The following is a 16,318-nucleotide window of genomic DNA, read 5'->3' as shown; positions in this document are numbered from 1 at the left end:
GGTGGAGCGACGTTCTACAGCCCCGCCCTCACCTCGCCCACCCTTGGATCCGTCGCTCAGCGCTGCGTCACCGGAAGCGTGTCGTTCGGGTCACCGTCGCCGTGCGGTGCGGAGACGCCCAGAAGGCGAGCCAGGAAAGGCTGGACGTCGACGCTGTCCAGGTTCTCCAGCCGCCGTCCGGCGATGACGCCGGGTCCGTGGGCGATGAAGATCGCCTGCATCTCGGGCGCGGCGTTGTCATAGCCGTGGGCCCCGCCGGGCTTGGTCACCGGGCGCGCCCTGGTCGCCAACAGCCAGCCGGGCTCCGAAGCGCAGACGATGGCCGGCACGCGCGGGTTGGAGCCCAGGATGAAGCGCGCCGGGATCTCGCTCTTGCGCCAGCAGTCCAGGTGCGGTCGCGAGCCCAACAGGGCCTGCTCCACCTCGGCCTCGCGCCCCGCAACGGGGTTCAGGAAGGTGACGGCGCCGCCATAGACGATCTGGACCGCCTCGGGGTCCACGATGTCGTCCAGCACCGTCACGCGGTCGGGCGAGGTCGCCGCCATGCCGTGATCGGACACCACGACCAGGATGGTGTTCTCATACAGGCCCCGCGCCTTCAGCCCCTCGACCAGGCGGCCGATGGAAGCGTCGACCGATCGCGTGGCCTCCAGCGTCTGGGGTGCGTCTGGCCCGTGGTGGTGGCCCATGGTGTCGACGATATCGAAATAGAGGGTGGTCAGGGCCGGGCGCTGGGCGGCGGGCAGGTCCAGCCAGGTCAGCACCTGATCCACGCGGGCATCGCCCGGCATCGACTGATCGAAGGGCGCCCAGTAGCTGGGCCGCACGCCGCGGATGTCGGCCTCGGACCCCGGCCAGAACATGGTGGCGGTCTTCACGCCCTGCCGCTCGGCCGAGACCCAGATCGGCTCGCCCTGGTCCCACCAGCGGCGATCGGTGACGGCCTGCTTGTTGCCGAGCGAGAAGCGGCCCAGTTCGGCGTCGACCATGTTGTTGCCGACGATGCCGTGGTGATCGGGATGCAGCCCCGTGACCAGGGTGTAGTGGTTGGGGAAGGTCACGCTGGGGAAGGACGGCTTCATCGGGCCCGACGCCCCCTCGGCCGCCAATTGCGCCAGCACCGGCGTCGCCCCGCGTTGCAGATAGTCCGCGCGGAAGCCGTCGATGGAGATCAGGATGACGTTCGGCGCCTGGGCCGACTCGACCGGCGGCGCGGGCGGCGTGGTGGCGCAGGCGGCGACAGCCAGGGTCAGGACGGCGGCGCGCGCCAGCCCGAACAGACGATCAAACATGAGGTGCTCCCGAAAGCGGCTTTCGGGGACGCTGCCTAAGCCCAATCCGCGACAGACAGAAGACGGCTTGCCGGTTTTCCACTGTCGGGTCACGCTGCGACTCATGACCAGCGTTATCGAGACGAGCGGCCTGACCAAGACCTATGGCGCGGTGCGCGCCCTGGACGGCCTCAGCCTCAGCATCCCGCGCGGCGGGGTCTATGGGGTGCTGGGGCCGAACGGCGCGGGCAAGTCGACGCTGTTCCGCATCCTTCTGGGCTTGATCCGACCCACGGCGGGCGAGGTGCGGGTCATGGGCCAGCCTGCCGGCGATCCAGCCGTCACCCGGCGCATGGGCTCGATGATCGAGACGCCGCGCTACCCGCCCTATCTGACCGCGCGTCAGGCGCTGCGCTGGCTGGCGCTGGCGCACGGCATGGGCGCAGAGGCCGAAACCGACCGCTGGCTGGCGCGGGTGGGCCTGACCGAGGCGGCGGATCGCAAGGTGCGCGGCTTCTCGGTCGGCATGATGCAGCGGCTGGGCGTCGCCGCCGCCCTGATGACCCGGCCCGACCTCGTCATCCTAGATGAACCGACCAGCGGCATGGACCCGCCCGGCATCCAGGAGATGCGCAGCCTGATCCGCAGCCTGGCCGACGACGACGGCGTGACCGTCGTGCTGGCCAGCCACCAGCTTCTGGAGGTCCAGCGCGTCTGCGACCGCGTCGCCATCCTGAACCGAGGCAAGCTGGCGGCCGAGGGCAAGGTCAGCGACCTGACCGCCTCGGGCGAACGTCTGCGCCTGTCGGCCACGCCTCTGGCCAGGGTCATGGCCGTGCTGGGCGAACGCGGCAACGTTCAGGACGACGCCGTCATGGCCGCCATACCGCGCGCCGAGGCCCCCGCCCTGCTGCGCGCCCTGATCGAACAGGGCGTGGACATCGACGAGGCCCGCTGGGTCGGCGCCGATCTGGAAAGCGTCTTCATGACCGAAACCTCTTCCGTCGAGGGAGACCGCCCATGATGCTGGCCGACGCCGTCCGCGCCGAAACCTGGCGCCTGCTGCAGAACCGCACGGCCCTGTTGTGGAGCATCGTCTTCGTGCCTGCGGTCGGGCTGGCGGCGAGCATCGCGGGCAATCTGTTCATCGACGACAAGATCTCCGCCGTCCGCGATCGCCTGCCGTCCCAGCTGCGCCTGGAGCGAGGAACCCTCGATCTGGGCCAGGCCCTGCTCGAGGCGGCCGGCAACCTGGCCAACCCGGCGCTCCTGGCCTTCCTGCTGATCGGCGCGGCGAGCGTCTTCGCAGGCGACTATCGCTGGGAGACCTGGCGATTGATCACGGCGCGCAACAGCCGCCCGAACCTCATCATGGGCAAGGCCGGCGCGGTGAAGCTGATGGTTCTGGCCGGGCTGCTGCTGATGCTGGCCGCCGCCGTGATCGGCGCCGTCGCCAAGGGCCTGATCTTCGGCAACAGCTTCGTCTTCCACTTCGGCGCCGAGACCGCGCAGAGCTTCGGCCTGATGTTCCTGCTGGCCTTTGTCCGCGTCGTACAGTTCCTGCTGCTGGCCCTGCTGGCGGCGACGGTCACGCGGTCCATGCTGGCCGCCCTCTTCGTTCCGCTGGTCATCGGCGTGGCGCAGGCCTTCCTCGCCAAGGGCGCCTCCCTCCTCGGCTGGCGGATGGGCGACTGGCCCACCATGCTGCTGTTCCCCGGCGACGCCTATGAGGTGCTCAAGGCCTTGATCCAGGGCGGGATGATGGCCGCTGTCCTGCCCGACGGCGCCGGCTGGCGCGCCGTTGCGGGACTGGCGCTGTGGAGCTTCGCGCCCTTCTTCATGGCCCTGTGGTGGTTTCGACGGCAGGATCTGTCGAAGGAATAGGCCGGATCAGACCAGCGCCTTCTCCATGAAGACATCGGCCCGGACATAGGGCGTCTCGCGCGGCGGCAGGCGCACGAAGCCGAAGCTGTCATAGAGCGCCAGCGCCGGCCCTAGCGTCGAACTGGTCTCCAGATAGAGACGCGGCGCGCCCGCCTCGCGCGCGGCGGCCTCACAGACCTCCAGCAGCCGCCGCGACAACCCTTGGCCGCGCGCAGTCGGCGCAATCGTCATCTTGGCGACCTCGAAGCCGCCGTCGTCCATGGCCATCAGGGCGCAACAGCCCACGACATCGTCGCCGCGCTGAATGAAGAAGATGCGGCCGCCCTGCGCCAGGATCTGCCCCTGCGGGTCGTCCAGCACCTTGCGGTCCTTGGCCTCGATAGCGAAGCCGCCCTCGGCCAGCCAGGCTTCGTTAAGCGACCGCCAGGCTCCGCTGTCCGCCGCCGCCGACGGATCGAAAGCCCGTATCCCGTGGGTGCTCATGCCTCGCTCCGTCCCGTTTCGAGCTTCAACTTCAAGGCCGTCAGATCGGGCAGAAACCATACGGATCGGCCTCGGTTGCACTCCCTCACATAGTCCGTCAGCGCCTCGGATCCGGCCGCCTCGGCGCTGATATCGCCGATAATCGCCAGGCCGACCCGGTAGTTGACAAACTTCTGCGTGGTCTCGCCCGCCAACCGGCTGCGAAGACGCAGGAAGTCCTCGCCCAGACGCGTTACCGGCATGGCCAGCCAATCGGCGTTCGCTTCGAAAGCCAGCGACAGGAAGTCATTGATGTCGGCCAGGCCCGCCAGCAGGGCGCCGTCCGGCTCACACACGGCCACGACGAGCCCGTTCCAGGTCTCCACGCGGGTCATCGAGCCCTCCCTTCAGCGGCTTGCGAAGAAAAAGGGCGGCGGGATTGCTCCAGCCGCCCTCTCAATACAGTCGGTGAAGCCGAAATCAGGCTTCGTCGTCGCCCTCGATGGCGAAGACCGGACCGGAGTCCTGGCCCTTGGCGGCCACGTCGCGATCGACGAACTCGATGACGGCCATCGCGGCGTTGTCGCCGTGACGGAAGCCCGCCTTCATGATGCGGATGTAGCCGCCGTTACGCTCGGCGTAACGCGGAGCCAGCGTGTCGAACAGCTTGCCGACTTGCGGCACGTCGCGAACGGCGCTGATGGCCTGACGACGAGCGTGCAGGTCGCCCTTCTTGGCGAGGGTGACCAGCTTCTCGACGAAGGGACGCAGTTCCTTCGCCTTCGGCAGGGTGGTCGTGATCTGCTCGTGCTTGATCAGCGAGGCGGCCATGTTGGCGAACATGGCCTGGCGGTGGCTGACCGTACGGCCGAGCTTACGATAGGCGGCGCCGTGGCGCATCGGGGTCTCTCCTACTCGACCCTGGTTTCTCGTCCCTACTTGGCGGACGAGACCTGGGGCCTCTCATTCTTACCGCCCCAACCGATCCACGCGGGACCTGGGCGGAGGGGTTGATGATCAGATCTGGTCGTCGAACTTCTTGGCCAGATCTTCGATGTTCTCCGGCGGCCAGTTCGGCACATCCATGCCGAGGCTCAGGCCCATGGACGCCAGAACTTCCTTGATTTCGTTCAGCGACTTGCGGCCGAAGTTCGGGGTGCGAAGCATTTCGCCCTCGGTCTTCTGGATCAGGTCGCCGATGTAGACGATGTTGTCGTTCTTCAGGCAGTTGGCCGAACGGACCGACAGCTCCAGCTCGTCCACCTTCTTCAGCAGGGCCGGGTTGAAGGGCAGTTCGGGCTTGCCGTCCGACTGCTCGACAGCCTTGGTCGGCTCATCGAAGGTGATGAAGATCTGCAGCTGGTCTTGCAGGATGCGCGCGGCGTAGGCCACGGCGTCAACCGGCGAGACGGCGCCGTTGGTTTCGACTTCCAGGATCAGCTTGTCGTAGTCCAGCGACTGGCCCTGACGGGTCGGCTCGACGCGATAGGCGACGCGCTTCACCGGCGAATACAGGGCGTCGACGGCGATCAGGCCGATCGGGGCGTCTTCCGGGCGGTTCAGTTCGGCGGCGACGTAGCCCTTGCCGTTCTGCACCGTCAGCTCCATGCGAACCGAAGCGCCGTCATCCAGGGTGCAGATCACGTGATCCGGATTCAGCACCTCGATGTCGGCCGGCAGGTCGATCTGGGCTGCGGTCACCGGGCCGGGGCCCGTGGCGCGCAGGGTCATCCGCTTCGGACCTTCCGCGTGCATGCGCAGGGCCAGTTGCTTGATGTTCAGAACGATGTCGACGACGTCCTCGCGAACGCCTTCCAGCGACGAGAACTCGTGCACCACGCCGTCGATCTGAATGGCCGTGACCGCCGCGCCTTGAAGCGAAGACAGCAGAACGCGACGAAGCGCGTTGCCGAGCGTCACACCGAAACCGCGCTCGAGAGGCTCGGCGATCAGACGCGCCTTGTGCTGCGGGTCAGACCCGCCCTCGACTTGCGGTTTCTCGGGACGGATCAGCTCTTGCCAGTTTCTTTCGATCATAAAGTCCCTCGAACGGGTTTCGACGACTCCGTGTTCTCACGTTCAGAACAACAGGAGCCGTCGGGAGAAGGGGTAGGCGGCGTGAACCTTAGACGCGACGGCGCTTCGGCGGACGGCAGCCGTTGTGCGGCATCGGCGTCACGTCGCGGATGGTCGTGATCGTCATGCCGACGGCCTGCAGGGCGCGCAGGGCCGACTCACGGCCCGAACCCGGACCCGAGACGTTCACTTCCAGCGTCTTGACGCCGTGCTCGGCGGCCTTCTTGCCGGCGTCTTCCGCAGCCATCTGAGCGGCGTACGGCGTCGACTTGCGCGAGCCCTTGAAGCCCATGTGGCCGGCCGACGACCAGGAAATCGCGTTCCCTTGAGCGTCGGTGATGGTCACCATGGTGTTGTTGAACGAAGCATTCACGTGGGCCACGCCCGAGGTGATGTTCTTGCGTTCGCGGCGCTTAACGCGACCCGGTTCCTTAGCCATCGGTCAGGCCTCTCTCTTACTTCTTCTTGCCGGCGATCGGCTTGGCCGGACCCTTGCGGGTGCGAGCGTTGGTGTGCGTGCGCTGACCGCGGACCGGCAGGCCCTTACGGTGACGCAGGCCGCGGTAGCAGGCCAGGTCCATCAGACGCTTGATGTTCATCGACGTCTCGCGACGCAGGTCGCCTTCGACGGTGTAGTCGCGGTCGATGGTTTCGCGGATCTGCAGGATCTCCGCGTCGGTCAGCTGGTTCACGCGGCGAGCCGGCTCGATGCCGATCTTGGCCGTGATCTCCTTGGCGTTGTGCGCGCCAATGCCGTGGATGTACTGAAGCGCGATTTCAACGCGCTTGTTGGTCGGAATGTTGACGCCTGCGATACGGGCCACGAAATTCTCCAAGTACGCGTTAATCAGACGCAGAAATCGCTCCGGTCAACAGACCAGGAGCGTGTACGCCCTTCGCGGAAGGCCGCCCTTATACAGGGGATTCCCGATGCGTCAACGGGCAAGCGCCGTGAGCAGGCTGGCTCAGGGCCATTCGACCCCCACCCGGACCTCTCGACCATCAATCGGCGCTCCGTTCTGCGTCGGAGGACGAAAGCGGAAATATCGAGCGGCCGCAAGAGCCGCCTCGCCGAATCCCATCCCCGGCGGCGTTTCGTCTACCAGGCGGCAATCGGACAGAGTGGTGTCCAGCCGCACGCGGCAGGCCAGGGTCGCCCGCCCGCCCATGCGCCGACGGAAGGCCTCGCGCGGGTGCAGGGTCCGCAGTTCGCCGACCGTCGGACCGCGGATGATCCGCGGAGGGCCGTCGCCGACGCCAGGACCGACGCCGGAACCGCTGCCCCCGCCGCTGCCCGTCCCCTGCCCGCCCTGACCGGGGCCTGGCGTCGGACTGGGCTCTGGCGCGACGCCGATGATCAGGGGCTGTTCGGGCGCGGGGCGTACAGGCGCGACGATTTCCGGCCTCGGCGGCGCCGGACGCGGGGGTGGCGGCCGAACGACGGACGGCGCGGCGGGCGCGCCCCCGCCCTGCGACGTCGCCGGGGCGCTGGGCGGCGGGGGCGGCGGCGGTATTGGCGGCGGGGGAACCAGATCGACCAGTATCGGCGGCAGAGCCGTGACCAGGGGCGGCTCCGGACGACCCACGCCCAAAAGCACAAAGGCGCCGAGGTGCAGAAGGACCACCAGCCCCCCGCGCCCCAGCGCCATTGCTTCATACGTGTCGGCCGCAACCGTCTCTCCCGCACAGGCTCCCGAACGCTAACGCTTCAGAAGTCGAGGGGATCAGACCGCGCGCCGGATCAGGCGTCCAGCGCCGTGTCGATCGCGGCGGCCACGGCGGCGATGTCGCCCATGCCGTCGACCTCGGTCAGCTTGCCCTGCCCTTCATAATAGGGAAGCAGCGGCGCGGTCTGGCGATTGTAGACGGCCAGCCGGTCCTTGAAGGTCTCGGGATTGTCGTCAGGCCGCCCCTGCTCGGCGAAGCGCTTGCCGATCCGATCGGTCAGGGCGGCGTCGTCCACCTTCAGGCGGATGACGCTGTCGATCTTGGCGCCGCGCTTGGCCAGCATGGCGTCCAGGGCCTCGGCCTGGGCCACCGTGCGGGGGAAGCCGTCGAAGATGGCCCCGCCGGCGGCCTCGGCCTCCGGCAGACGGGCTTCGATCAGGGCGATGACGATCTCGTCGGTGACGAGGTCGCCGCGCGCCAGCACGTCCTTGACCTTCAGCCCCAGCTCGGAGCCCGAAGCGATCGCCGCGCGCAGCATGTCGCCGGTCGAGAGCTGGACCATGCCCCGCTCCTCGACCAGCCGCTTGGCCTGGGTGCCCTTGCCCGCCGCAGGCGGCCCGAACAGGATCAGGTTCATTATGTCTTCGGGCCCCCTACCCGATCAGCGACGGACAGGAGCGGAACCGCCCCGGCCACGACCGCGCAACTTGGCCTTCTTGATCAGCCCCTCGTACTGGTGCGCCAGCAGGTGCGACTGGATCTGGGCGACAGTGTCCATCGTCACCGAGACCACGATCAAGATAGACGTTCCGCCAAAGTACAGGCTGTTGCCCAGGCTGCTGACCAGGAACTCCGGCAGCAGGCAGACGGCGGTGATGTAGGCGGCGCCGATCACCGTCAGGCGCGTCAGGACATAGTCCAGATACTCGGCCGTCCGCTTGCCCGGGCGGATGCCCGGCAGGAAGCCGCCGTACTTGCGCAGGTTCTCGGCCGTGTCCTCGGGGTTGAAGGTGATCGAGGTGTAGAAGAAGCAGAAGAAGACGATCAGGACGGCGTACAAGATCATGAACACCGGCTGGCCGTGGGTCAGCTGAGCCGTCACCAGGGGCAACCAGCTCATCCAGTCCGGCAGGTTCGCATTGGCGGTGAACTGGGCCACCGTCGTCGGCAGCATCAGCAGCGACGAGGCGAAGATGGCCGGGATCACGCCCGCGGTGTTGACCTTCAGCGGCAGGAAGCTGCGCTCGCCGCCGGTCATGCGGTTGCCTTCCTGGCGCTTCGGATACTGGATCAGAAGGCGGCGCTGGGCGCGCTCCATGAAGACGATGAAGACGATGACCGCGACCGCCATGATGGCGATGCCGAACAGGGTGAAGGCCGACATCTGACCCTGCTGGGCCAGGCCCAGCATCCGCGCCACCGTCGACGGCAGGACCGCCACGATGCCCGCGAAGATGATCAGGGAGATGCCGTTGCCGACGCCGCGCGCCGTCACCTGCTCGCCCAGCCACATCAGGAACATGGTGCCGCCGGTCAGGACGGTGACCGTCGAAATGATGAAGAACAGGCCGGGCTGGTCGATCAGACCCGGCTGGGCGTTCAGGCCCACCGCGATGCCGAAGGACTGCGCCAGGGCCAGGAACACCGTCAGATAGCGGGTGTACTGGTTCAGCTGCTTGCGGCCCGACTCGCCGCCTTCCTTCTTCAGCTTCTCCCACGGCGGATACACCGCGCCCATCAGCTGGACGATGATCGAGGCCGAGATGTAGGGCATGACGTTCAGCGCGAACACGGCCATGCGCTCGACGGCGCCGCCCGAGAACATGTTGAACATGTCCAGGATGCCGCGTTGGCCGTCCGGATTCTGGAAGAAGGCCAGGAAGGCCTCGCCGTTGATCCCGGGGATCGGAACATAGGTGCCGATCCGGTAGACCAGCAGCGCGCCGAGCGTGAACAGCAGGCGTTTGTGCAGCTCGGTCGCCTTGGCGAACGAGCCTATGTTCATATTGGCAGCAAGTTGTTCAGCGGCCGAAGCCATCAGGCGGTCCCCCAGACGGTCACCATTTTCATGCCCGTCGTCAGATAGGCGGAAAGCGGCGCTCTTGCGAGGGCCGCTTTCGGAAAATCGTCATCCCGGTCCGGACGATCCCGGCGGAGACGTGAAACCACGCCCCCGACGGGATGACGATATCGGATTTTAGGCCTTGGCGGCGGTGCGCTTGGCGCGAGCCGAGATCTTGTTGGCGTCGCCCAGCGGAGCCTTCGGAGCCGGCGCCTTGCCGCGAGCGGCGTTGCGCTTCTCGAGGCGAGCCGCAGCCTTGGCTTCGGCTTCGATGCGCTGTTGCGTCACCGAACCGCCGGCGGCTTCGATCGCCTTGATGGCGCCCGACGAGGCCGACCACACGACCAGGTTCAGCTTGGCCTTCAGCTCGCCTTCGCCCAGGACGCGCACGCCGTCCTTGACGCGACGGATCACGCCGGCGGCGACCAGGGCCGCGCCGTTGATCTCGGCCTTGGCGTCCAGCTTGCCGGCGTCGATGGCCTCTTGCAGGCGCCACAGGTTGACTTCAGCCAGCTTCGGCGCGTTCGGCACGTTGAAGCCGCGCTTCGGCATACGCATGTACAGCGGCATCTGGCCGCCTTCGAAGCCGCCGATGGCGACGCCCGAACGCGACTTCTGACCCTTGACGCCGCGACCGGCGGTCTTGCCCTTGCCCGAGCCCGGGCCGCGGCCGACGCGCATACGCTTCTTGGAGGCGCCTTCGTTGTCACGGATTTCGTTCAGCTTCATTGCCTGATCCTTTCGGGTTCTAGCGCCAGGTTCGACGGGCGGACCTGACTCGGCGTTGGAAAAATTGAAGGGCCGCTGATTAAGCGACCCGCGTCAGCATCGCAAGATGCTTCTTCATAAAGCGAAACGCCCTCCCCCGCGAACGGGAGAGGGCGAACCGTCTTACTTCTCGACCACTTCCACCATGTGGGCGACCTTGGCGATCATCCCACGCACGGAGGGGGTGTCTTCCAGGGTCGACTCACGGCCGATCTGGTTGAGACCCAGGCCCACCAGGGTGGCGCGCTGATCCGACTTGCGGCGGATCGGGCTCGCCGTCTGACGGACGGTCACGGTCTTCTTTTCGGTCTTGGCCATCTATCAGCCCTCCACGGCTTCCGGCGCCGAAGCGCCGTCATTGCGGCGGCCCATCAGGTCGGACACCTTCTTGCCCCGCTTGGAGGCGATCTGGCGCGGCGACGACTGAACCTTCAGAGCTTCGAAGGTGGCGCGGATCATGTTGTAGGGGTTCGACGAGCCGGTCGACTTGCCCACGACGTCCTGGACGCCGAGGGTTTCGAGGACCGCACGCATCGGACCGCCCGCGATGACGCCGGTGCCCGGAGGCGCCGCACGCATCATGATCTTGCCGGCGCCCCAACGGCCATTGCCGTCGTGGTGCAGGGTGCGGTTCTCGCGCAGCGGAACCTTGATCATGGTCTTCTTGGCTTCTTCGGTCGCCTTGCGGATGGCTTCCGGCACTTCGCGCGCCTTGCCATGACCGAAGCCGACGCGGCCCTTGCCGTCGCCGACGACCATCAGGGCCGCGAACGAGAACCGGCGGCCGCCTTTGACGGTGGCGGCGACGCGGTTGATGTGCACCAGCTTCTCGATGATGTCCGAATCCGGACCTTCAACGGGAGCGTTGCGGTTGTCGCGACGGTTACGGTCGCCGCCGCCGCGTTGGGGTTCACGAGCCATGCTTGCCGTTCCCTTAGAAGTTCAGGCCGGCTTCGCGCGCGGCTTCCGCCAGCGCCTTGACCCGGCCGTGATAGATGTAGCCGCCACGGTCGAAGACGACGTCGGTGACGCCCTTCTCGATGGCGCGCTCGGCGATCAGCTTGCCGATCTTGGCGGCGGCTGCGACGTCCGAACCCTTGGAACCCTTGCCGCCTTCCAGCGACGAGGCGGCGGCCACCGTGATGCCCTGGGCGTCGTCGATGATCTGAGCCGAGATGTTCTTGTCCGAACGGAAGACCGACAGACGCAGACGACCGTTGGCGACAGCCTTCAGGCGACGGCGAGTGCGCTCGGCGCGGCGCTTGGCTTGTTGTTGAAGAGAGAGAGCCATGACTTACTTCTTCTTGCCTTCCTTGCGCCGGACGAATTCGCCCTGATAGCGCACGCCCTTGCCCTTATAGGGTTCCGGCGGACGCATCTTGCGGATGACGGCGGCGATTTCGCCCACAACCTGCTTGTCGTTGCCCGAGATCTTGATCTCGGTCTGCTTCGGCACGGCGAAGGTGATGCCTTCGGGCGGAACGATGTCCACGTCGTGCGAGAAGCCGAGCTGCAGCGAGAGATCCTTGCCCTTCAGGGCGGCGCGGTAGCCGACGCCGACCAGTTCCAGGGTCTTCTCGAAGCCTTCGGTCACGCCGGTCACCATGTTGGCGACCAGGGTGCGCGACAGGCCCCACATGGCCTTGGCGCGCTGCGAGTCCGAACGCGGGGTCAGCGACAGCTCGTCGCCTTCCTGCGTGACTTCGATCTCGTCGGCGACGGTCCAGGAGCGTTCGCCCTTCGGACCCTTCACGGTGATGGCCTGGCCGTTGAGCGTGACAGTCACGCCCTTCGGCACGGCGATGGTTTTCTTGCCGATACGAGACATATCAGTAGACCCTGCAGAGGACTTCGCCGCCGACGTTAGCGTCGCGGGCGGCGGCGTCGGACATGACGCCCTTCGAAGTCGAAAGGATCGAGATGCCGAGGCCGTTCTTGACCGGCTTCAGATCGCCGATGGCCGAATAGACGCGGCGGCCGGGCTTCGACACGCGGGCGATCTCGGCGATCACCGGCTGGCCGTCGAAGTACTTCAGCTCGATCTCGAACTGCGGGAACTCACCGGGGTTTTGAACCAGCGAGTAGCCGCGGATGTAGCCCTCGTCCTGCAGCACGTCCAGGACGCGCTGACGCAGGCGGGAAGCCGGGGTGAGCACCGAAGAACGCTTGCGGGTGGCCGCGTTCTTGATGCGAGCGATCATGTCGCTCAGGGGATCGTTGATCATCATGTCTGTTCGCTCCCCTTACCAGCTCGACTTCGTCAGGCCGGGGATCTGACCCATGTTGCCCAGCTCACGCAGGGCGACACGGCTCATCTTGAGCTTGCGGTAATAAGCCCGCGGACGACCCGTCACTTCGCAACGGTTGCGAATACGGCTCGGAGCCGAGTTGCGCGGCAGGGCCGCCAGCTTCAGGCGCGCATCGAAGCGCTCCTCAAGCGGCAGGCTCTCGTCGTTGGCGATAGCCTTCAGGGCGTCCCGCTTCGCGGCATACTTCGCAACCAGGGCCTTGACGGCTTCGTTGCGGTTTACGGCGCTTTTCTTAGCCATTGTTCTCTTCCCTTCCCGCTCAGTTCACGAACGGGAACTTGAACTCGGTGAGGAGAGCCTTGGCTTCCTCATCGGTCTTGGCCGTGGTGCAGACAACGATGTCCATGCCCCACATCTGGTCGATCTGGTCGTAGTTGATCTCCGGGAACACGATGTGCTCCTTCAGACCCGTGGCGTAGTTGCCGCGACCGTCGAACGAAGTGCCCTTCAGGCCCCGGAAGTCCTTCACGCGCGGCAGAGCGATCGTGATGAAACGGTCCAGGAACTCGTACATCTGGGCGCCGCGCAGCGTGACCTTGCCGCCGATGACCATGCCTTCGCGCAGCTTGAAGCCGGCGATGGAGTTACGAGCCTTGGTCGGCACGGCCTTCTGGCCGGCGATGGCCGTCAGGTCCTTGAGGGCCGCGTTGGCCTTCTTGGAGTCCGCCACAGCTTCGCCGATGCCCATGTTCAGGACGATCTTGTCCAGCTTGGGGATCTGCATCTCGTTCGTGTAGCCGAACTTTTCCTTCAGGACGCCGCGGATGCGGTCCTGATAGTCGGTCTTGAGACGCGGCGTATACTTGGTGTCGGCCATCAGATGACGTCTCCCGTCGACTTGGCGAAGCGGACCTTCTTGTCCCCCTCGACCTTGAAGCCCACGCGGGTCGCCTTGCCGTTGGCGTCGACGATGGCGACGTTCGACAGGTGAAGCGAGGCTTCCTTGTGCTTGATGCCGCCTTGCGGGTCAGCCTGGGTCGGGCGCGTGTGGCGCTGGACCATGTTGACGCCTTGCACGACGACGCGGTTCTCGGTCGGCAGGACCTGCAGCACCTGGCCGGTGCGGCCCTTGTCCTTGCCGGTCAGGACGACGACGTTGTCGCCCTTCTTGATCTTGGCGGCCATGGTTACAGAACCTCCGGAGCCAGCGAGATGATCTTCATGTGGTTCTTGGCGCGCAGCTCGCGCGGAACCGGGCCGAAGATACGGGTGCCGACAGGCTCGTTCTGCTTGTTGACGATGACGGCGGCCGACTTGTCGAAACGGATGACAGAGCCGTCCTTGCGCTGGATGTCCTTGGCGGTGCGCACGACGATGGCGCGAACGACGTCGCCCTTCTTCACGCGGCCGCGCGGAATCGCTTCCTTCACCGAGGCGACGATGGTGTCGCCGATCGAGGCGTAGCGGCGCTTGGAGCCGCCCAACACCTTGATGCACATGACCCGGCGAGCGCCCGAGTTATCGGCGACCTCCAGGTTAGTTTGCATCTGGATCATGGGATCCGATCCTTCTTCTTACGAAGCCGAAGACGGGGAAATGATTTCCCAGCGCTTCAGCTTGGACTTGGGGGCGCATTCGATGATGCGCGCGATGTCGCCGACTTTGAGGGCGTTGGCCTCATCGTGAGCGTGGTAGTTCTTGGACTTACGAACCGTCTTGCGGAGCAGCGGGTGCAGCAGGGTGCGCTCGACCTTCACGACGACGGTCTTGTCGCCCTTGTCGGAGACGACCACGCCTTCAAGAATGCGTTTGGGCATCGGTGTTTCCTTACGAGGCCGCACGCTTCTCGCGCAGAAGCGTCGAGATGCGAGCGATGTCCTTGCGCACTTCCGAGACCCGGTGGGTCTTTTCCATCTGGCCGGTGGCGGCCTGGAAGCGCAGGTTGAACTGTTCCTTCTTGAGCTTCAGCAGCTCGTCGGACAGTTGGTCGACGGTTTGCGACCGGAGATCGGCGATCTTGGTCATTAGGCGGCTTGCTCCGTAACGATGCCGGCGTCCAGGCGGGTGACCACCTTGGTGCGGATCGGCAGCTTGGCGGCGCCGAGGCGCAGCGCTTCACGAGCCACGTCGTCCGGCACGCCGTCGATTTCGAACATGATGCGGCCCGGGGCCACGCGAGCGGCCCAGTGGTCCACCGCGCCCTTGCCCTTACCCATCCGCACTTCGGCCGGCTTGCCGGAAACCGGCACGTCGGGGAAGATACGGATCCAGACGCGGCCCTGACGCTTCATCTGACGGGTGATCGCGCGGCGAGCCGCCTCGATCTGACGCGCCGTGATGCGCTCCGGCTCGACGGCCTTCAGACCGTAGGAGCCGAAGTTCAGCGAGAAACCACCCTTGGACGAGCCGTGGATGCGGCCCTTGAAGGCCTTACGGTACTTGGTCTTTTTCGGTTGCAACATGGCCTATCAGCCCTCACGACCACGGCGCGGACCGCGATCACCGCGGGGGCCGCGCTCACGGCCTTCGTTGGACGACGGACCCGAGGCTTCCTGGGCCCAGCGCTTGTCCTGGGCCATCGGGTCGTGCTCGAGCACTTCACCCTTAAACACCCAGACCTTCACGCCAATGATGCCGTAGGTCGTCTTGGCTTCGTAGAAGCCGTAGTCGATGTCGGCGCGCAGGGTGTGCAGCGGCACGCGACCTTCGCGGTACCACTCCATACGAGCGATTTCGGCACCGCCCAGACGGCCCGAGACGTTGATGCGGACGCCCTTGGCGCCCAGGCGCATGGCCGACTGCATCGAACGCTTCATGGCGCGACGGAACGCGATACGGCGCTCCAGTTGCTGAGCGATGTTCTCAGCGATCAGCTGAGCGTCGGTCTCCGGCTTGCGGACCTCGACGATGTTCAGGTGAACTTCGCCTTCGGTGCGGGCCGAGATGTCCTTGCGCAGCTTCTCGATGTCAGCGCCCTTCTTGCCGATCACGACGCCCGGACGGGCGGCGTAGATCGTCACGCGGCACTTCTTGTGCGGACGCTCGATGATGATGCGCGACACGCCGGCGGCCGACAGGCGCTCCTTCAGCCACGAACGCAGCTTCAGGTCCTGGTGGAGCAGCTTGGCGTAGTCGGCGCCGCCGGCGAACCAGCGGCTGTCCCACGTACGGTTCACGCCGAGGCGCAGACCGATCGGATTGATTTTCTGACCCATCAGGCGGCCTCACCTGCTTCGCGAACCACGATGGTGATTTCGCTGAACGGTTTCAGGATGCGCGACGAACGACCGCGAGCACGGCTCGCGAAACGCTTCATCACCAGGTTCTTGCCCACGAAGGCCTCGGCGACGACCAGGTTGTCGATGTCGAGGTTGTGGTTGTTCTCGGCGTTCGAGACGGCCGAGTACAGGACCTTGCGGACGTCGCCGGCGATGCGCTTGCGGCTGAATTCCAGCTCGTTGAGAGCCTTCTGGACCGGCAGGCCGCGGATCGAGGCGGCCACCAGGTTCAGCTTCTGCGGGCTGATGCGGACGTTGACCAGCTTGGCGCGGGCCTCGGTCGCCGCAACGCGACGGGGGTTCTTGGTCTGGGCCATGGATTACTTCCTCTTGGCCTTCTTGTCCGCCGCGTGGCCCGGGAAGTTCCGGGTCGGGGCGAACTCGCCGAACTTCATGCCGACCATTTCTTCGGAGACCGACACCGGCACATGCTTCTGGCCGTTGTGGACGCCGAACGTCAGACCGACGAACTGCGGCAGGATGGTGGAGCGGCGCGACCAGGTCTTGATCACGTCCTTGCGGCCCGACGATTGAGCGGCGTCGGCCTTCTTGAGCAGATACCCGTCGACAAACGGGCCTTTCCAGGAGGAGCGGGCCATT

The 16,318-nt window shown here is 66.1% G+C and carries 28 protein-coding genes; 2 read left to right on the top strand and 26 right to left on the bottom strand.

Annotated features, from left to right (window positions below):
• Window positions 1-56: 56 nt before the first annotated feature.
• Window positions 57-1,292, bottom strand: coding sequence for an alkaline phosphatase family protein (locus tag AC52GN_RS04540; protein WP_496528305.1), 1,236 nt, complete (start codon window positions 1,290-1,292; stop codon window positions 57-59).
• Window positions 1,293-1,395: 103 nt separating this feature from the next.
• On the opposite strand from AC52GN_RS04540, the gene AC52GN_RS04535 reads away from it, so the two are divergent.
• Both AC52GN_RS04535 and AC52GN_RS04530 read left to right on the top strand, forming a co-directional pair.
• Window positions 1,396-2,295: an ABC transporter ATP-binding protein gene (locus AC52GN_RS04535; protein ID WP_496528304.1), complete on the top strand. Its 900-nt coding sequence runs from the start codon at window positions 1,396-1,398 to the stop codon at window positions 2,293-2,295.
• Entirely contained in the window at window positions 2,292-3,155 is an 864-nt protein-coding gene (locus AC52GN_RS04530) for a DUF2705 family protein (protein ID WP_496528303.1), read from the top strand. The genes AC52GN_RS04535 and AC52GN_RS04530 overlap by 4 nt, the downstream gene beginning before the upstream one ends.
• A gap of 6 nt (window positions 3,156-3,161) precedes the next feature.
• Here the strand turns inward: AC52GN_RS04530 and AC52GN_RS04525 are convergent, their stop codons facing one another.
• The 25 genes from AC52GN_RS04525 to rpsS form a co-directional block, all read right to left on the bottom strand.
• The gene (locus AC52GN_RS04525; RefSeq protein WP_496528302.1) at window positions 3,162-3,638 is read right to left on the bottom strand and encodes a GNAT family N-acetyltransferase; all 477 of its coding nucleotides are present in this window, start codon (window positions 3,636-3,638) and stop codon (window positions 3,162-3,164) included.
• The gene (locus tag AC52GN_RS04520; RefSeq protein ID WP_453989263.1) at window positions 3,635-4,012 is read right to left on the bottom strand and encodes a DUF4180 domain-containing protein; all 378 of its coding nucleotides are present in this window, start codon (window positions 4,010-4,012) and stop codon (window positions 3,635-3,637) included. The genes AC52GN_RS04525 and AC52GN_RS04520 overlap by 4 nt, the downstream gene beginning before the upstream one ends.
• 85 nt (window positions 4,013-4,097) lie before the next feature.
• Window positions 4,098-4,517 (bottom strand): 50S ribosomal protein L17, encoded by a 420-nt coding sequence (rplQ, locus tag AC52GN_RS04515; RefSeq protein ID WP_003164392.1) that lies wholly within the window; start codon window positions 4,515-4,517, stop codon window positions 4,098-4,100.
• 117 nt (window positions 4,518-4,634) lie between these two features.
• Window positions 4,635-5,654, bottom strand: a complete 1,020-nt coding sequence (locus AC52GN_RS04510; RefSeq protein WP_291781324.1) for a DNA-directed RNA polymerase subunit alpha — start codon at window positions 5,652-5,654, stop codon at window positions 4,635-4,637.
• 88 nt (window positions 5,655-5,742) lie between these two features.
• Window positions 5,743-6,132, bottom strand: coding sequence for a 30S ribosomal protein S11 (rpsK, locus tag AC52GN_RS04505; protein ID WP_003164390.1), 390 nt, complete (start codon window positions 6,130-6,132; stop codon window positions 5,743-5,745).
• A 16-nt stretch (window positions 6,133-6,148) separates the two neighbouring features.
• Entirely contained in the window at window positions 6,149-6,517 is a 369-nt protein-coding gene (gene rpsM / locus AC52GN_RS04500) for a 30S ribosomal protein S13 (RefSeq protein ID WP_003164389.1), read from the bottom strand.
• 141 nt (window positions 6,518-6,658) lie between these two features.
• Entirely contained in the window at window positions 6,659-7,342 is a 684-nt protein-coding gene (locus AC52GN_RS04495; RefSeq protein ID WP_496528301.1) for an energy transducer TonB, read from the bottom strand.
• Window positions 7,343-7,434: 92 nt separating this feature from the next.
• The gene (locus AC52GN_RS04490) at window positions 7,435-7,998 is read right to left on the bottom strand and encodes an adenylate kinase (RefSeq protein WP_312219354.1); all 564 of its coding nucleotides are present in this window, start codon (window positions 7,996-7,998) and stop codon (window positions 7,435-7,437) included.
• Between the two features lie 24 nt (window positions 7,999-8,022).
• On the bottom strand, window positions 8,023-9,399 hold the full coding sequence (gene secY, locus AC52GN_RS04485) for a preprotein translocase subunit SecY (protein ID WP_291781310.1): 1,377 nt from the start codon (window positions 9,397-9,399) through the stop codon (window positions 8,023-8,025).
• 159 nt (window positions 9,400-9,558) lie between these two features.
• On the bottom strand, window positions 9,559-10,152 hold the full coding sequence (rplO, locus tag AC52GN_RS04480; RefSeq protein WP_343828949.1) for a 50S ribosomal protein L15: 594 nt from the start codon (window positions 10,150-10,152) through the stop codon (window positions 9,559-9,561).
• Between the two features lie 162 nt (window positions 10,153-10,314).
• Entirely contained in the window at window positions 10,315-10,509 is a 195-nt protein-coding gene (gene rpmD, locus AC52GN_RS04475; RefSeq protein ID WP_291781306.1) for a 50S ribosomal protein L30, read from the bottom strand.
• Between the two features lie 3 nt (window positions 10,510-10,512).
• Window positions 10,513-11,112: a 30S ribosomal protein S5 gene (gene rpsE, locus AC52GN_RS04470; RefSeq protein ID WP_291781302.1), complete on the bottom strand. Its 600-nt coding sequence runs from the start codon at window positions 11,110-11,112 to the stop codon at window positions 10,513-10,515.
• A 13-nt stretch (window positions 11,113-11,125) separates the two neighbouring features.
• Complete coding sequence (gene rplR / locus AC52GN_RS04465) at window positions 11,126-11,482, bottom strand: 50S ribosomal protein L18 (RefSeq protein WP_291781298.1); 357 nt, start codon at window positions 11,480-11,482, stop codon at window positions 11,126-11,128.
• Window positions 11,483-11,485: 3 nt separating this feature from the next.
• Window positions 11,486-12,019 (bottom strand): 50S ribosomal protein L6, encoded by a 534-nt coding sequence (gene rplF / locus AC52GN_RS04460; RefSeq protein ID WP_291781295.1) that lies wholly within the window; start codon window positions 12,017-12,019, stop codon window positions 11,486-11,488.
• Window position 12,020: 1 nt separating this feature from the next.
• Entirely contained in the window at window positions 12,021-12,419 is a 399-nt protein-coding gene (rpsH, locus tag AC52GN_RS04455) for a 30S ribosomal protein S8 (protein ID WP_003170021.1), read from the bottom strand.
• Window positions 12,420-12,434: 15 nt separating this feature from the next.
• Window positions 12,435-12,740 (bottom strand): 30S ribosomal protein S14, encoded by a 306-nt coding sequence (gene rpsN, locus AC52GN_RS04450; protein WP_003170022.1) that lies wholly within the window; start codon window positions 12,738-12,740, stop codon window positions 12,435-12,437.
• A 19-nt stretch (window positions 12,741-12,759) separates the two neighbouring features.
• Window positions 12,760-13,317 (bottom strand): 50S ribosomal protein L5, encoded by a 558-nt coding sequence (gene rplE, locus AC52GN_RS04445; protein WP_112999349.1) that lies wholly within the window; start codon window positions 13,315-13,317, stop codon window positions 12,760-12,762.
• The gene (gene rplX, locus AC52GN_RS04440; protein ID WP_291781289.1) at window positions 13,317-13,625 is read right to left on the bottom strand and encodes a 50S ribosomal protein L24; all 309 of its coding nucleotides are present in this window, start codon (window positions 13,623-13,625) and stop codon (window positions 13,317-13,319) included. The genes rplE and rplX overlap by 1 nt, the downstream gene beginning before the upstream one ends.
• Before the next feature lie 2 nt (window positions 13,626-13,627).
• Entirely contained in the window at window positions 13,628-13,996 is a 369-nt protein-coding gene (gene rplN, locus AC52GN_RS04435; RefSeq protein ID WP_003164378.1) for a 50S ribosomal protein L14, read from the bottom strand.
• Window positions 13,997-14,014: 18 nt separating this feature from the next.
• Window positions 14,015-14,257 carry a 30S ribosomal protein S17 gene (gene rpsQ, locus AC52GN_RS04430; RefSeq protein ID WP_003164377.1) on the bottom strand — a complete coding sequence of 81 codons (243 nt, stop codon included), beginning with the start codon at window positions 14,255-14,257 and terminating at the stop codon, window positions 14,015-14,017.
• A 10-nt stretch (window positions 14,258-14,267) separates the two neighbouring features.
• Window positions 14,268-14,465: a 50S ribosomal protein L29 gene (rpmC, locus tag AC52GN_RS04425; RefSeq protein WP_003164376.1), complete on the bottom strand. Its 198-nt coding sequence runs from the start codon at window positions 14,463-14,465 to the stop codon at window positions 14,268-14,270.
• The gene (gene rplP, locus AC52GN_RS04420) at window positions 14,465-14,902 is read right to left on the bottom strand and encodes a 50S ribosomal protein L16 (protein WP_003164375.1); all 438 of its coding nucleotides are present in this window, start codon (window positions 14,900-14,902) and stop codon (window positions 14,465-14,467) included. Before rplP ends, rpmC begins: the two co-directional genes overlap by 1 nt.
• A gap of 6 nt (window positions 14,903-14,908) precedes the next feature.
• Window positions 14,909-15,655 carry a 30S ribosomal protein S3 gene (rpsC, locus tag AC52GN_RS04415; protein WP_291781283.1) on the bottom strand — a complete coding sequence of 249 codons (747 nt, stop codon included), beginning with the start codon at window positions 15,653-15,655 and terminating at the stop codon, window positions 14,909-14,911.
• Window positions 15,655-16,035: a 50S ribosomal protein L22 gene (gene rplV / locus AC52GN_RS04410; RefSeq protein WP_291781280.1), complete on the bottom strand. Its 381-nt coding sequence runs from the start codon at window positions 16,033-16,035 to the stop codon at window positions 15,655-15,657. Before rplV ends, rpsC begins: the two co-directional genes overlap by 1 nt.
• A 3-nt stretch (window positions 16,036-16,038) precedes the next feature.
• Window positions 16,039-16,317, bottom strand: a complete 279-nt coding sequence (gene rpsS / locus AC52GN_RS04405) for a 30S ribosomal protein S19 (protein ID WP_003164372.1) — start codon at window positions 16,315-16,317, stop codon at window positions 16,039-16,041.
• Window position 16,318: the final 1 nt, after the last annotated feature.

The sequence above is a fragment of the Brevundimonas sp. SS2672 genome, from assembly GCF_059579685.1.
Note: the sequence above shows the minus strand (reverse complement) of the source record. Positions and strands in the feature narration are given on the sequence as shown.

What these genes read in the sequence shown, in the direction of transcription:
- AC52GN_RS04540 (WP_496528305.1), bottom strand. Translation starts at nt 1,292, where the DNA reads ATGTTTGATCGTCTGTTCGGGCTGGCGCGCGCCGCCGTCCTGACCCTG.
- AC52GN_RS04535 (WP_496528304.1), top strand. Translation starts at nt 1,396, where the DNA reads ATGACCAGCGTTATCGAGACGAGCGGCCTGACCAAGACCTATGGCGCG.
- AC52GN_RS04530 (WP_496528303.1), top strand. Translation starts at nt 2,292, where the DNA reads ATGATGCTGGCCGACGCCGTCCGCGCCGAAACCTGGCGCCTGCTGCAG.
- AC52GN_RS04525 (WP_496528302.1), bottom strand. Translation starts at nt 3,638, where the DNA reads ATGAGCACCCACGGGATACGGGCTTTCGATCCGTCGGCGGCGGCGGAC.
- AC52GN_RS04520 (WP_453989263.1), bottom strand. Translation starts at nt 4,012, where the DNA reads ATGACCCGCGTGGAGACCTGGAACGGGCTCGTCGTGGCCGTGTGTGAG.
- rplQ (WP_003164392.1), bottom strand. Translation starts at nt 4,517, where the DNA reads ATGCGCCACGGCGCCGCCTATCGTAAGCTCGGCCGTACGGTCAGCCAC.
- AC52GN_RS04510 (WP_291781324.1), bottom strand. Translation starts at nt 5,654, where the DNA reads ATGATCGAAAGAAACTGGCAAGAGCTGATCCGTCCCGAGAAACCGCAA.
- rpsK (WP_003164390.1), bottom strand. Translation starts at nt 6,132, where the DNA reads ATGGCTAAGGAACCGGGTCGCGTTAAGCGCCGCGAACGCAAGAACATC.
- AC52GN_RS04495 (WP_496528301.1), bottom strand. Translation starts at nt 7,342, where the DNA reads ATGGCGCTGGGGCGCGGGGGGCTGGTGGTCCTTCTGCACCTCGGCGCC.
- AC52GN_RS04490 (WP_312219354.1), bottom strand. Translation starts at nt 7,998, where the DNA reads ATGAACCTGATCCTGTTCGGGCCGCCTGCGGCGGGCAAGGGCACCCAG.
- secY (WP_291781310.1), bottom strand. Translation starts at nt 9,399, where the DNA reads ATGGCTTCGGCCGCTGAACAACTTGCTGCCAATATGAACATAGGCTCG.
- rplO (WP_343828949.1), bottom strand. Translation starts at nt 10,152, where the DNA reads ATGAAGCTGAACGAAATCCGTGACAACGAAGGCGCCTCCAAGAAGCGT.
- rpmD (WP_291781306.1), bottom strand. Translation starts at nt 10,509, where the DNA reads ATGGCCAAGACCGAAAAGAAGACCGTGACCGTCCGTCAGACGGCGAGC.
- rpsE (WP_291781302.1), bottom strand. Translation starts at nt 11,112, where the DNA reads ATGGCTCGTGAACCCCAACGCGGCGGCGGCGACCGTAACCGTCGCGAC.
- rplR (WP_291781298.1), bottom strand. Translation starts at nt 11,482, where the DNA reads ATGGCTCTCTCTCTTCAACAACAAGCCAAGCGCCGCGCCGAGCGCACT.
- rplF (WP_291781295.1), bottom strand. Translation starts at nt 12,019, where the DNA reads ATGTCTCGTATCGGCAAGAAAACCATCGCCGTGCCGAAGGGCGTGACT.
- rpsH (WP_003170021.1), bottom strand. Translation starts at nt 12,419, where the DNA reads ATGATGATCAACGATCCCCTGAGCGACATGATCGCTCGCATCAAGAAC.
- rpsN (WP_003170022.1), bottom strand. Translation starts at nt 12,740, where the DNA reads ATGGCTAAGAAAAGCGCCGTAAACCGCAACGAAGCCGTCAAGGCCCTG.
- rplE (WP_112999349.1), bottom strand. Translation starts at nt 13,317, where the DNA reads ATGGCCGACACCAAGTATACGCCGCGTCTCAAGACCGACTATCAGGAC.
- rplX (WP_291781289.1), bottom strand. Translation starts at nt 13,625, where the DNA reads ATGGCCGCCAAGATCAAGAAGGGCGACAACGTCGTCGTCCTGACCGGC.
- rplN (WP_003164378.1), bottom strand. Translation starts at nt 13,996, where the DNA reads ATGATCCAGATGCAAACTAACCTGGAGGTCGCCGATAACTCGGGCGCT.
- rpsQ (WP_003164377.1), bottom strand. Translation starts at nt 14,257, where the DNA reads ATGCCCAAACGCATTCTTGAAGGCGTGGTCGTCTCCGACAAGGGCGAC.
- rpmC (WP_003164376.1), bottom strand. Translation starts at nt 14,465, where the DNA reads ATGACCAAGATCGCCGATCTCCGGTCGCAAACCGTCGACCAACTGTCC.
- rplP (WP_003164375.1), bottom strand. Translation starts at nt 14,902, where the DNA reads ATGTTGCAACCGAAAAAGACCAAGTACCGTAAGGCCTTCAAGGGCCGC.
- rpsC (WP_291781283.1), bottom strand. Translation starts at nt 15,655, where the DNA reads ATGGGTCAGAAAATCAATCCGATCGGTCTGCGCCTCGGCGTGAACCGT.
- rplV (WP_291781280.1), bottom strand. Translation starts at nt 16,035, where the DNA reads ATGGCCCAGACCAAGAACCCCCGTCGCGTTGCGGCGACCGAGGCCCGC.
- rpsS (WP_003164372.1), bottom strand. Translation starts at nt 16,317, where the DNA reads ATGGCCCGCTCCTCCTGGAAAGGCCCGTTTGTCGACGGGTATCTGCTC.